This is a genomic window from Flavobacterium psychrophilum (assembly GCA_001708385.1).
In the GTDB taxonomy this organism is placed as follows: Bacteria; Bacteroidota; Bacteroidia; order Flavobacteriales; family Flavobacteriaceae; genus Flavobacterium; species Flavobacterium psychrophilum_A.
This window is the reverse complement of sequence record CP012388.1, coordinates 1690364-1703642: the sequence shown is the minus strand read 5'-3', so window position 1 is coordinate 1703642 and position 13279 is coordinate 1690364. Positions and strand designations below refer to the sequence as shown.

The following is a 13279-nucleotide window of genomic DNA, read 5'->3' as shown; positions in this document are numbered from 1 at the left end:
TTAAGCAGAAAGCCATTTAACGATGGCTTTCTGCTGTTTTAGTAGTATCTTGTCGCCTTTAAAAATAAAATAGATGGCTATACAAACCACTAATCAGGATTTTTTTAAATCTAATGTTTTAGGGCACCCGGCGGGGCTGTTCGTTTTGTTCTTCACCGAAATGTGGGAACGTTTTTCGTATTATGGAATGCGATCGCTTTTGGTAATGTTCTTAACTGCTGCCATGATGGGCGATCACCCGGGATGGGGATGGTCGCGTGAAAACGCTATGGCATTGTTTGGTTCATATACCGCGTTAGTATACCTGTCAACAATGTTAGGTGGCTACTTTGCCGATAAGCTTATCGGTTATAGATGGGCAGTTATCGTTGGGGCTTTTTTAATGACTTTGGGGCATGCCGCTATGGCTGTAGAAACGCCGTTTTTTATTTATTTAGGACTTGGACTATTGGTTTTTGGAACTGGTTTTTTTAAACCCAATATGACTTCTATTATATCTGAAATGTATAAAGATACCCCTGAGAAAAAAGACGGTGCTTACACTATTTTTTATATGGGGGTAAACGCGGGTGCATTTTTTGGAATATTGCTTTGTGGCTACTTAGGAGAAAAAGTGGGTTGGAGCATAGGCTTTGGACTTGCCGGTATATTTATGCTTTTTGGTTTATTGCAGTTTTACTTTTCGCAAAGTATTTTTGGCAGTATTGGATTAAAGCCTAAAATGGCAGATAATCTTGCGTTGGCAAATTCTGACGCAATGGAGATCAATACAAATATTGCAGCAGAAAGCGAACTTCAGGACACAAAAGATAGTGATAAAAAAGTACCTTTTACTTCATGGCAGCTGGGAGTTATAGCAGTTAGTATACTACTGGGGCTAATATGGGTAATCAACGATCCGGTATCTAAGATATCGGAAGGTGCAATAAACTTTTTTGAATTTGGAGGGAGAAATTTTTCCAATTTAGCTATTGTTACTGCGTTGGTGCTTTTCTTTTTCCTTTTGGTTTACAGGCTTACACAGTATTCTACGGTAACGCGTCAAAAACTTATTGCGGTAACCTTTTTTGCAAGTTGCACTTTTTGCTTTTTTGCAATTTTTGAGCAGGCTCCGGGTTCGCTTACTATCTTTGCACGCGATTATACCAACCGCGTTTTAACAGGAGGCGCGAGCCTTACCTTTTTAGTAATAAATACATTTATCTCTGTTGGGCCGCTGGCTATAATTACATGGGTGCTTTACTTACTATTCAAACAGACATTTAAAAGATATGCACTTGCAAATATATTGCTAAGCATAAGTTTTGTAATTATATGGGCAATTACAGTATGGATGCTTATTAAAGATTTCTATTCTGCGGGATATTTAGAACTGTCCGACGGCTTTAGGAGTTCCTTAATGATTGATGAAGTTACCACACCGCTTACAGAGATACCGGCATCGTGGTTCAATGTACTTAATTCACTATTTATTATTACGCTGGCACCGCTGTTTTCTAAATGGTGGGAAAGTAAATACAATCCGCCTGCCACGGCAAAATTTGGTATTGGTTTAATTTTGTTAGGACTTGGAATGGGCTTTTTAGCATATGGAGGTATGGATATTGCCCCGGGTGCTAAAACGGCATCGGTTAGTATGTTCTGGCTGGTGTTTGTTTACCTTTTCCATACTATGGGAGAGTTATGTATATCACCTGTAGGATTATCTTATGTAAGCAAGCTTGTTCCGGGTAGGATGATCGCCTTTATGTTTGGTGTTTGGTACCTTGCTATTGCTATTGGAAATAAAGTAGCAGGTATAATAGGTGAGAATTCTGCATCGGTAGCAGAGGAGAAGGGAATAGGTGTTTTCTTTTTTGTAATTATGATTGTAGCGGTAGCTGTAGGTATAGTTGCGATATTCTCTAACAGGTTTATAAAAAAATTAATGCACGGTGTACGATAAATTCGGCACTGTTTTTGAAAACCCAATTGTAAATTTTAATACTATTATGAAAAAAATACTTTTAGCGCTGTTTTTAACCCTTGGCGCAATAACTGTTCAGGCTCAGGAAATCAAATGGATGAGCATGGATGAAGCCCTTACTGCTCAGAAGAAAAAGGCAAAGCCAATTTTTATGGATGTGTATACCGACTGGTGTGGTCCATGTAAAATGCTTGATAAAAATACGTTTCACGATCCCGAAGTAGTTAAGTATATCAATGCTAACTACTATGCCGTTAAGTTTAACGCAGAAGGTAATTCTGAAATAACATATAAAGGTAAAAAGTATACAAACCCTCAGTACGATGCTAACCGTAAAGGTAGAAACGGAATGCATGAGTTTACCGGATTATTAGGTGTGCGTGCTTATCCGTCTATGATGGTGTTTGATGCTAAAGGAGAGGTTAAAGCTCCTATAGTTGGTTACCATCAGCCGGATCAGCTACTTGAGGCTCTTAAAGCAAAATAATTTTAAGTGATAGTATATAAGATCCCTTTTTGTCATTTAGGCATAAAGGGATTTTTTTATGGAATCTTTTGCTAAATTAGTGGCGTTATAAATGATGATTAAAATGAAAAAGACAATCCTAGTTCTTCTGCTTGTTTTAGGTGGTTTTAGCGCACATGCTCAGGCATCTGCCGAATGGCATACCGATCTTAATAAAGCAATGGCAATATCTAAAAAAACCAATAAGCCCTTGTTTATGTTCTTTACAGGTAGCGACTGGTGTGGATGGTGCATGAAGCTTCAAAAGGAAGTGTTTAAAACACCTGAATTTGAAAAATGGGCTAAAGAGAATGTTGTGCTTCTGGAACTTGATTTTCCCAAAAGAACCGAGCAGCCCGCTGAGATAAAACAACAGAATGCCAACCTTAATAGTTTCTTTAAGGTAAGGGGTTATCCTACGGTATGGGTTGCAGATGTTAAGAAGACTGACGACGGAAAGATTCAGTTTACCGCACGTGGCAGCAGTGGCTATGTTGCAGGAGGCCCATCAGCATGGCTTGAAGGTGCTAATAAAATATTGGCGAACAATAAATAATCTTATTCAATTATACAGAATCCCTTTTCGGCAGTAGCATGGAAAGGGATTTTTTGTTTCAGGCAGGTAGTTTTCCAATAGGAAATGCTGTTTTTGTAATTGCTCCCGTCAGCAATAATTCTTTTAGGGTGTAGTTGTTTTATAAGCCGCTCCAGGTTTATTTTGGCAGATTGGGTAAGGATTAGTATGTCGGGATTGGTTTCTGTATCGTAAACCACCTCTTTGTCTATAATCAGAATCTTTTGCCGGTTGTGCCAAAGCGCATTCGGTACGTTATTGTAGTTTAGCTGTGGATTGAAGTTTGCTCTCTTATATGAAGTGATAAGATTATTTGCAGACAGGCTGTCATTGGTCATTACCAGAAGGCTTTCTCCATCCTTATCTGCAATTGTTGTGTTTTTGTAACTGTTAAATACAACTACTTCAGTTTTGTTCTTAGCCTCCGATGCGCTTATTATATAGATGCATTGAAAAATAAGTAATGAAACTAACATAATTGCAGTTCTTTTATAAGTCTTTTTATAAAGCCAAAGCCCAAATGATGTAATCACTATATATAGCGCAACAGTAAGTAATGCTGTAAAGGGAATTTCTTTTAGTATTAGATTTTCAAAGGAAGCTATCCATCCTATGAAGCTGTTCATAAGCCCGGTTAACATGCCTAACGCTTCTCCGAACAAAAGGGCAGCATCCGTCCAGATGAAATTCAAGACTAGCACAAAAAGCCCTAATACAAGTATTATATTCGAAAGCGGGATTACAATTAGGTTCGCAATCAGGAATAGTAACGGAAAGCGGTTAAAATAGAAAAGGCTTAGCGGTAATACCCCGATTTGTGCTGCGAGTGAAACTAAAACTGTGTCGCCAAAGTAATTAATTGCTTTATATTTTGAAAGTTTTAGTCCGGTGTAAAAAGGCTGTAGCCATACAATTGCAAAAACAGCAAGGTAGCTTAACTGAAAACCGGCATCGAACAGGAAATTGGGTTCGGCAATTAATAGCATCAGCATAGATACCGCGAGCGAATTGTAAATGCCGGCATTACGGTTTAAATACTGGCCAATACTTATAAAGCTAAACATAACTACCGACCTGACTACCGATGCCGATAAACCTGTAATAAATGCAAAGCCCCATAAAAGGCTTAGTATTACAATGAGCTGCAACAGTTTGCCTTTGTAGCTAAAACGCTTTAAAGGACGCAGAAAATAGGTGAGGATGTAGAATAAAACCGCAAAATGAAGTCCTGATATGGCAAGTATATGCAATACCCCCGCATCTTTATAGGAGTTGTTGGTTTCGGAGTCCATATCCTGGCGCTGGCCAAGCAATAGAGCATTAAGAGTGTTCTGAACCTGCGGGCTAAAGTGGTGGATTGCAAAGCTGGTAATCAATTTATGTCTTAACCTGCCAATATAATAAGCAAAACTATAGTCGGTACCTGCCGGAACATAATTGTCTTTCAGTTTTAGCTGATGAAAAACATCCTGCTTCTGCATGTAAGAAGCATAGTCAAACTGGTAAGGATTAAGTGGTTTTGTAATAGGTAATGGTGTGTCCGCAACTATAAGAATATCGCCCGGCTTGAAAATAGAGTGTAAGCTGTCTTTCGTTTTAGATAGAAGTATTCTGCCTGTAGCTGTCTTTTGGTTTACCGATGTTACGTCAAAATAATACTTTTCGCTGTACTTATTTGGTTTTAGCCTTTCGGTGACCACGCCTTTTAGTACAGAAACATCGTTAGTTATAAAGTGAGAATAATGCAGCCTGTTGTTAGGGGCGTAATGTAATGATTGTGTCAGTATGCCTAAACAAAAAGCAAACAGGAAAGCTGCAATACTAAAATAAGGCCTGTTGAGGAGCGATTTTTTAGACAGCCAGTGCGTAAAAAGTAATGTTACAATAGTAATGGCACTTAGTATAATTGTATAGAGTAGAGGAAGGTTAAAGTAATTGCCTGCCAGTATACCAAGTGCTAAAAATAATGTGAGTGGTGCAATAGGATATTTCAATACCGGCATAGGTCGGGATCTCGAAATAATCATAGTACTTTTTAAAATGAAAGATATTGACTAGTCTTCTACAACTCTTTTTGCCTTAACAAAAGTTCTTGAGTGGTACGCTTCGTTCATAGAAGATACAATAACGCCGGAACTGGTAGAAGAATGAAGGAATTTAACCTCGCCTTCAGGTGTAACTTCTGTTACGATTCCTACGTGGTTAATTGTATTTCTTCTGCGGTTGTTGTTAAAGAATAAAAGATCGCCGCGCTTAACATCGGTAAGTGTAACATCAGAACCGATTTTTGCCATTTCGTGAGAACTTCTAGGAAGTGTTCTGTCAAAAATCTGGAAAGAAGCATATACCATACCCGAACAATCCATACCGTCTTTTGTAGTGCCTCCGCCTCTGTAGCGAACGCCTTCAAACTGCATAGCATTGTTTACAATTTGTGTAGCAAGGTAATTTTCTTCTGAAGGAGTAAAATCAGGATCTTCTTTGTCCTCAATAACAACCTTTCCTTTTTTAACAGGGTTGGTTCTTAAGCTTGGGCTGTCAGATTTGTTTGGGCCACCTTTTTTTACTGTCGGCTCGTAAGCAACAATTTCGTTATTGTTTAACGAAGCTACCTCTTTAACTACTGCTTTTTTATCAATAGAAGGGTTAGCTTTTTGTTTTTCAGAGTAGGAATAAACTCCCTTTTTTTGGGCTTCCTTTTTAGAGGTGATTATTTGCGCTGATGATTTCGCAGAAACCAGTAAAAGCAAAAACAGGGATATAGACAGTAGGTTTTTCAAATCTTTTATTTTATCAAATTTCGAATCGTGTTTTTACAAATATAGATAATTTATTTTAATTTAAAATTGGGAAATTATGTTAAATGTTTGATAATGAGGTTTGCTGTTTTCTGGCTGGCACCAAATCCGCCTAATTTTTCTTCCAGTAAATCGTACTGTTTCAGTAGGTTTGCACGATATTCGGGTGTTAAAATTTTTAGTAGTTCTGCCCTTATGTTTTTTGTGTTAAATTCATCCTGAATCAATTCCTTAACAATTTCTTTATCCAGAATTAAGTTTACAAGCGAGATATATTTAAGGGTAATAATACGTTTTGCAATCTGGTACGATATCCAGTTTCCTTTGTAGCAAACTACCTCCGGAACTTTAAATAATGCGGTCTCTAATGTGGCAGTTCCCGACGTTACCAATGCAGCATGGGCAATGCTTAAAAGATCGTATGTCCTGTTGGAAATGAACTTTACATTACTACTTCCTAAAAATTGCTGATAGAACGAATATTCCTGCGATGGTGCCCCTGCAATGACAAACTGGTAATCGGGGAAATCATTTACAACAGACAGCATTCCGCTAAGCATCTTCGAAATTTCCTGTTTGCGGCTTCCCGGCAGCAGGGCAATTACAGGTCTTTCATCAAGACTATATTCCTTACGAAACGTAGCCTCGTCGGTAGTTGTACGGTTTTGTATGGCATCAATAAGCGGATGGCCTACAAACTCAACGTTAAAGTTATGTTTGTTTTCGTAAAAATCTTTTTCAAACGGCAGTATAATGTACATATGGTCTACATCCCGCTTAATGGCTTTAATACGGCTTTCTTTCCATGCCCATATTTGCGGAGAGATATAATAGTGGGTTTTATACCCGCCTTTTTTTGCCCATTCGGCAATACGCATATTAAAACCGGGGTAATCTATAAAAATAAGCACATCAGGATTAAAGGCGGTAATATCCTGTTTGCAGAATTTGATGTTATTAAGGATGGTCTTTAAATTCTGAACTACTTCGGCAAAGCCCATAAAAGCGAGGTCGCGGTAATGCTTTACAAGTGTTCCGCCAGCCTGTTCCATTAAGTCACCTCCCCAAAAGCGAACCTCCGCCTGCGGATCCTGCTTATAAAGTTCTTTCATCAGGTTAGCGCCGTGCAGGTCGCCCGAAGCCTCTCCCGCTATAATGTAGTATTTCATTTGCCGTAGTTTACTCCCCAAAAGTACTATTTATTTATAAATACTAAAAAACACTCCGTTAGAAGTGTTTAGTTGTTAAGGATGTTGTCAAACATTAATCGGTCTCAGAATTACCATCACTTAATTCCCGCCAGTCTTGTTTTGTAATTTCATATACAAAATTAAGTTTTGTTGCTTCGCCGAAATAGCGTACTTCCTGCTCGGCAATTTTTACAGCACCAATACGGGATATAGCGATTTGCGAACGTATATTATCGGCCCCAATGTGAAAATGTACTTTTTCAACAAATTGAAAAATGTAATCCAGCATCAATGCCTTTACAATTTTATTGATACCCGTGCCCCAATATGCTGTGGCGTAAAAAGTGTAGCCTATAAATATGCTGCTGTCCGGCTCATTATAATCATAAAAACGGGTACTTCCGATTGTTGTGCCTGTTGTTTGGTCAATAATCTTAAAAGCTCCTTTGCTGATTATGGCTCCTTCAAAAAAAGTTTTAAAAACCTCTTTCTTCCATCGGTCTTTATTGGGGTGTTGTTCCCATATTTTAGAGTCGGAAGCAACGGCGTATAAGGCATCAAAATCTTTTTCGGCTAAAGTGTGCAAAGCCACTTTTCCGTTCTCAAGGATTGGTTGAATATCGACTGCCATTATTCAATCGTTCAGGTTCCAGGTGTTCAGCGTTTGCATTGCATGATGCGCAGTAAGATCAAATTGTACCGGTACTACCGATATGTAACCATGCTCTAAAGCCCATTCGTCAGTGTCTTCGCCGTTGTCAAGGTTTACAAACTTGCCCGTAAGCCAGTAGTAATCTTTACCCATTGGGCTTTGGCGTTTGTCGAAACGTTCCTGCCACATGGCTTTTGCCTGTCGGCATACTTTTATGCCTTTAATTTCTTTCTCTTTCAGTTTTGGGAAGTTTACATTCAGAATTACACCTTCCGGTAATCCGTTTTCAAGGACTTCGGTCGTGATTTTTCGTATAGCAGATTTAATCTGCTCAAAATCGGCGTTCCAGTTATAGTCCAGAAGCGAGAAGCCGATTGCAGGAATCCCCTCGATGCCTGCTTCAACCGCAGCACTCATCGTTCCCGAATAAATTACATTAATAGAAGAGTTCGATCCGTGGTTAATACCAGATACACATAGGTCGGGTTTACGGTGCAGTATTTCGCTTACAGCAAACTTAACGCAGTCTACAGGGGTGCCGCTGCAGCTGTATTCGGTTTCTATGTCCGGGTCAATATCAACCTTGTTTATGGTTAGTGTATTGTTTATAGTTATGGCATGTCCTGTAGCCGATTGCGGACTGTCCGGGGCTACCACGGCAACGTCTCCGAGTTCTTTCATAACACTTATCAGGGCGCGTAGTCCCGGTGCAGAAATGCCGTCATCGTTGGTCACCAGTATTAAGGGTTTTTTCTTCATTGTTTAGAAAAATCAAATAAGTATTGTATATTTACGTTTGCTAAAATACGTAAATTTTAAAGTGGAGCCTTTGTTGGCGGCTATTGAGAATAAAAAATGTGAAACTGCGCATTTTGGCACGCTTTTTAATGTACTACAGATATACGATAATTTAAATGAATGCCATTTTAAGCTATATGAAGAGAAATTATAAGATACTAGCGTTTGTTGCCTTGTTGGCAGTTGCGCTGTGGAGCTTTATGCCTAAACAAAAGGTAGAAAGCGACCCCGGAAGAGATAAACTCCTTATGGAACTGATTACGTTTGTTATAGAAAAAGGGCATTACGATCCGGCTAAGATTGACGATACATTCTCTAAAGCTGTTTACAAAAGTTACTTTGAATCGATAGATCCTTCTAAACGATTTTTTATACAGTCCGATTTAGACGAGTTTTCTAAATATGAAGACAAGATCGATGATATGATCCTGGCTAAAGACCTGACATTTTTTGACCTGACATACGATAGGTTAATGAAAAGGATCAAAGAATCTGAAGGGTTTTACAAAGACATACTATCTAAACCGTTCGACTTTTCTAAAGATGAAGAGTACAACGTAGATTATGAGAAAATGCCTTATCCTAAAAATGATGAGGAGCTTAGAACCCGTTGGGAAAAACAGCTTAAGCTGTCTGTGCTTTCTACAATTGTTGATAAGCAAAAACTTCAGGAAACGCCTGTAGACAAAAATAGGAACAACAATAAAATCGATGAGCCTAAAGTTGAGAAAAAAACTGATGACGGAAAAAAGAAAACATTCGCCGAGCTTGAAAAAGAGGCACGTGAGTCGACCCTAAAATCGCTTAATGATTACTTTGGAATGATCGATGATCTTAAACGTGATGAGTGGTTTACAATATTCTTAAACTCAATTGCAGAGCGTTTCGATCCGCATACTTATTATTTTGCACCTGACGATAAAGAGAAGTTCGATACCAGTATGAGAGGTTCCCTTGAAGGTATTGGCGCTAAACTTCAAAAGAAAAGCGACTACGTTGAAATTTCTGAACTTATTCCGGGCGGACCTGCATGGAGAGGTAAAGACCTGGAGCAGGGTGACCTTATCATGAAAGTTGCTCAGGGCGATAAAGATGCCGTTGATATTGCAGGTATGCGCCTTGACGATGTAGTTAAAAAGATCAAAGGGCCTAAAGGTACAGAGGTTAGGCTTACCGTTAAAAAAGTAGACGGTTCTATAAAAGTTATTCCTATTGTAAGGGAAGTGGTAGAGCTTGAAGATACGTATGCAAAATCCAGTGTTGTAAAGAAAGATGGTAAAACCTATGGTATTATCTACCTTCCTAAATTTTACATCGACTTCGAAAATAAAGACAACCGTGATGCCGCAAAAGATGTTGCCCTTGAAGTAAAAAGGCTTAAAGAGCAAAAAGTTGACGGTATTATCATGGACCTTAGGGATAATGGTGGTGGATCGCTTAAAACTGTGGTAGATATTACAGGATTATTCATTCCGCAAGGGCCGGTTGTTCAGGTGAAATCTACAGGCAAACAAAAAGAAGTATTGGCTGACACTGATTCTTCAGTACTTTGGGATGGCCCTCTTGTAGTTATGGTGAACAATTTCTCAGCTTCGGCTTCAGAGATATTTGCAGCGGCAATCCAGGATTATAACAGGGGTATTATTGTGGGTAGCAAGCATACTTATGGTAAAGGTACGGTTCAGAACCTGATAGACCTTAACCAGTTTGTCAGAGGTAATGACCTTGGCGATCTTGGTGCACTTAAAACAACTACACAGAAATTCTACAGAATTAATGGTGGTTCTACACAAAGAGAAGGTGTTTCAAGTGATATTGTAATGCCGGACAGGTATTCTTACATCGATATGGGCGAGCGTGATATTGACAACGCAATGCCTTGGGATAAAATAGACGCTGCAAACTATAAGGCTGTTAAAAGTAATTTTGACGCACCTATTGCCAACAGCAAAAAAAGAATGGCAGAAAACGAGCAGTTTAAGCTTATGGATGAAAATGCTAAATTCATCTTTGCTAAAAAAGACGATAACACATACAATCTTAATGTAGATAAGTTTAAAGCAAAAGTTGCCGAAACAGAAGCTGTCGCTAAGAAGTTTAAAGCACTTAGCGATTATAAAAATAACCTGACTTTTGATGCGCTGCCTTACGAAAAAGCAATCTTTGAAAAAGATGCTTCGCTTGCAGAGAAAAAGAAAAGATGGTATGAGAGCCTTTCTAAAGATATTTATGTAGAGGAGGCGTTAAATGTACTTGATGATATGCAGCCAAAAGGTGCAAAGAACAATGCACTTACGGTGAATAAAAAAGAAAAACAGATAAAAACAAGATAAGCCCCTGATGGATAAAACCAATCATTCGCTTACTGGCTTAGCGCTCCAAAAATTCAAAAAGAATTTTTGGGGCGTTTTAAGTTTAGTATTCATTGCAATATTAGTACTCATATCCATTTTTGCGTATGTACTGGCGCCGGACACTACTCAGAATGCCAATTGGGGCGATCTTTCCATACATTCTAAATCGCCGGGATTTACGGTAACGATGCTTTCATTTCCTTCGGATAACAAAACGCACATAGCAGATTACTTTGTGGGTAGAACAGAAGCTCCGTCAAAGATCCCAATATTAAAATATGCTGTTACCAAAGACAGCCTTACCTATTACGAATATACCGATGAGCCCGATCTTGCGGTATCGAAAACACTTCCGTTATCGGTTTTTGGAAAAGATGCAACAGCCGAATCAGTAGCGAAAGATTATGTTACGAAACAAAAATTCATATTGGGCACCGATAGCCAGGGCCGGGATCTGTTGAGCCGCCTTATAATTGGCTCCAGGGTGTCTATAGCTATTGGTTTTGTGGCGGTGTTTATATCACTCGTCGTGGGTATATTCTTTGGGGCTATAGCCGGTTATTATGGGGGTAAAGTTGACGCCTTTGTAATGTGGCTTGTAAATATCATCTGGAGTATACCAACACTGTTGCTGGTAATTGCAATAACGCTGGCTTTAGGCAAAGGCTTCTGGCAGGTTTTTGTGGCAGTAGGCCTAACTATGTGGGTTGAGGTTGCAAGAGTCGTAAGGGGGCAGGTAATGAGCATTAAACAGATGCAGTTTGTAACCGCCGCCAGGGCTTTAGGATATAAAAATAGCAGGATTATCTTTAATCATATCCTGCCAAACAGTATGGCGCCGGTAATTGTTATTTCGGCAGCTAACTTTGCTTCTGCGATACTTGTAGAAAGCGGACTAAGCTTTCTTGGATTGGGAGCACAGCCGCCAATACCAAGCTGGGGCGGAATGATAAAAGACCATTACAACTACATTATTTTAGGAAAACCATATTTAGCAATGGCTCCGGGTATAGCAATGCTATTGTTAGTACTTGCATTTATGATGGTAGGTAATGCATTGAGAGATGCACTGGATGTGAAAAGTGAATAAATAGTAGGTATGCCTGCAGTTTTAAATCGAAAATAATTGATGTTGGTCAAGTTGTCAGATTGATAACTGAAAACTGCGACTGAATACTTTAGTTTACCACTCATTAACCTTGTTGGCATCCATTTTAATAAAAATGAACAGCAATATGGTAAATGCCCACAAACTCGATCCTCCATAAGAGAAGAACGGCAGCGGAACCCCAATAGTAGGGAATAGCTTAATAAGCATGGTAATATTTACAAAGAAGTGCATAAACAATATTGCAGCTACGCAGTACCCATATGTACGGCTGAACTTTGATTTTTGCCGCTCTGCCAGGTAGATAATCCGTAGTAACAGGCTAACGAACAGTCCTATTACGACTAAAGCTCCTACGAAGCCCCATTCTTCACCAACTGTGGTAAAAATATAATCGGTATGCTGTTCCGGTACGAAACCACCCTTTGTTTGTGTGCCTTCAAGATATCCTTTTCCAAACCATCCTCCCGATCCAATGGCAATCATGCTCTGGTTAAGGTTATAACCCTCTGCTTGCTGGTTTACATCCTTATCAAATAATACATTGATACGGTCTTTCTGGTGGGCTTCAAGTACATTCTCATACACAAAATCTACCGAATACACAAAGCCAACGATCCCCACAAATATAAGCGTAGAGAGTATTGGGTTTCTAAAAGCTCTTCGGCTAACAAAAAACTGCGCGAGGATTATTATAAAAGCCAGTAATACTATATAAAACGGCTTTACCAATAGTGCTAAAAGGAAAAGTACAATAGCTACTGCTCCTGTCGCCAAGTACCATCCTGGTAATCCTTCGCGGTATAATACAAGTGTAAGTGTTGCAAATATCATGGCGCTACCGGCATCGGGCTGCATCATAATAAGCAATACAGGGAAACCTATAATGGCAAAAGCTAATAGTTGATGATTGATGTTCTTCAGGTTTATCTGTACGTCACTTAGGTATTTTGAAAGCACCAATGATGTGGCGATCTTAGCAAATTCTGATGGCTGTAAACTGAATCCCCCAAAGGAATACCAGTTAGTTTGTCCCTTAATGGTTTTCCCCAAAACAAATAAGCCTGCAAGAAGCGCTATACCGACTCCATAGAACACAAGGGCGTACTTGTCATATATCTTGGCATCTACCGTAAGCACAACCATAATAAGCGGTATACTGGTTACAATAAACATGATCTGTTTACCGTAAACCTGCCCAATATCAAATATAGAGGTAGTCTGATCCGGCAGTGAAGCCGAATAAATAGTTACCCACCCCGCAATAACCAGCACTGCATAAAGCAGTATGGTAATCCAGTCGATATTGTTAGTTACGCTTTGGTTTTTCATTA

10 protein-coding genes and 1 pseudogene are annotated in these 13279 nt (G+C 39.2%); 5 read left to right on the top strand and 6 right to left on the bottom strand.

The window, feature by feature from the left end; translation table 11 throughout:
• Nucleotides 1-73 precede the first annotated feature (73 nt).
• The 3 genes from ALW18_07470 to ALW18_07460 all read left to right on the top strand — a co-directional run bounded on the left by ALW18_07470 (nt 74) and on the right by ALW18_07460 (nt 3027).
• A complete protein-coding gene (locus ALW18_07470; GenBank protein AOE52365.1) occupies nt 74-1945 on the top strand; it encodes an amino acid permease in 1872 nt (623 codons plus the stop codon).
• A 46-nt stretch (nt 1946-1991) separates the two neighbouring features.
• Nucleotides 1992-2453, top strand: a complete 462-nt coding sequence (locus tag ALW18_07465) for a thioredoxin (GenBank protein ID AOE54345.1) — start codon at nt 1992-1994, stop codon at nt 2451-2453.
• Between the two features lie 103 nt (nt 2454-2556).
• The gene (locus ALW18_07460) at nt 2557-3027 is read left to right on the top strand and encodes a thioredoxin (protein AOE54344.1); all 471 of its coding nucleotides are present in this window, start codon (nt 2557-2559) and stop codon (nt 3025-3027) included.
• 2 nt (nt 3028-3029) lie between these two features.
• On the opposite strand, the gene ALW18_07455 is transcribed toward ALW18_07460, so the two are convergent.
• The 5 genes and pseudogenes from ALW18_07455 to ALW18_07435 all read right to left on the bottom strand — a co-directional run bounded on the left by ALW18_07455 (nt 3030) and on the right by ALW18_07435 (nt 8444).
• The gene (locus ALW18_07455) at nt 3030-5048 is read right to left on the bottom strand and encodes a hypothetical protein (GenBank protein ID AOE52364.1); all 2019 of its coding nucleotides are present in this window, start codon (nt 5046-5048) and stop codon (nt 3030-3032) included.
• Between the two features lie 51 nt (nt 5049-5099).
• Nucleotides 5100-5480: pseudogene (locus tag ALW18_07450) on the bottom strand (hypothetical protein).
• Between the two features lie 419 nt (nt 5481-5899).
• Nucleotides 5900-7012, bottom strand: a complete 1113-nt coding sequence (locus tag ALW18_07445; GenBank protein AOE52363.1) for a lipid-A-disaccharide synthase — start codon at nt 7010-7012, stop codon at nt 5900-5902.
• Between the two features lie 94 nt (nt 7013-7106).
• On the bottom strand, nt 7107-7664 hold the full coding sequence (locus ALW18_07440) for an acetyltransferase (protein ID AOE52362.1): 558 nt from the start codon (nt 7662-7664) through the stop codon (nt 7107-7109).
• 3 nt (nt 7665-7667) lie between these two features.
• A complete protein-coding gene (locus ALW18_07435; protein AOE52361.1) occupies nt 7668-8444 on the bottom strand; it encodes a stationary phase survival protein SurE in 777 nt (258 codons plus the stop codon).
• A 155-nt stretch (nt 8445-8599) separates the two neighbouring features.
• On the opposite strand from ALW18_07435, the gene ALW18_07430 reads away from it, so the two are divergent.
• Nucleotides 8600-10816 carry a peptidase S41 gene (locus ALW18_07430; GenBank protein ID AOE52360.1) on the top strand — a complete coding sequence of 739 codons (2217 nt, stop codon included), beginning with the start codon at nt 8600-8602 and terminating at the stop codon, nt 10814-10816.
• A 7-nt stretch (nt 10817-10823) separates the two neighbouring features.
• Complete coding sequence (locus ALW18_07425; GenBank protein AOE52359.1) at nt 10824-11927, top strand: peptide transporter; 1104 nt, start codon at nt 10824-10826, stop codon at nt 11925-11927.
• Nucleotides 11928-12020: 93 nt separating this feature from the next.
• Here the strand turns inward: ALW18_07425 and ALW18_07420 are convergent, their stop codons facing one another.
• Entirely contained in the window at nt 12021-13277 is a 1257-nt protein-coding gene (locus ALW18_07420) for a rod shape-determining protein RodA (protein AOE52358.1), read from the bottom strand.
• Nucleotides 13278-13279 lie beyond the last annotated feature (2 nt).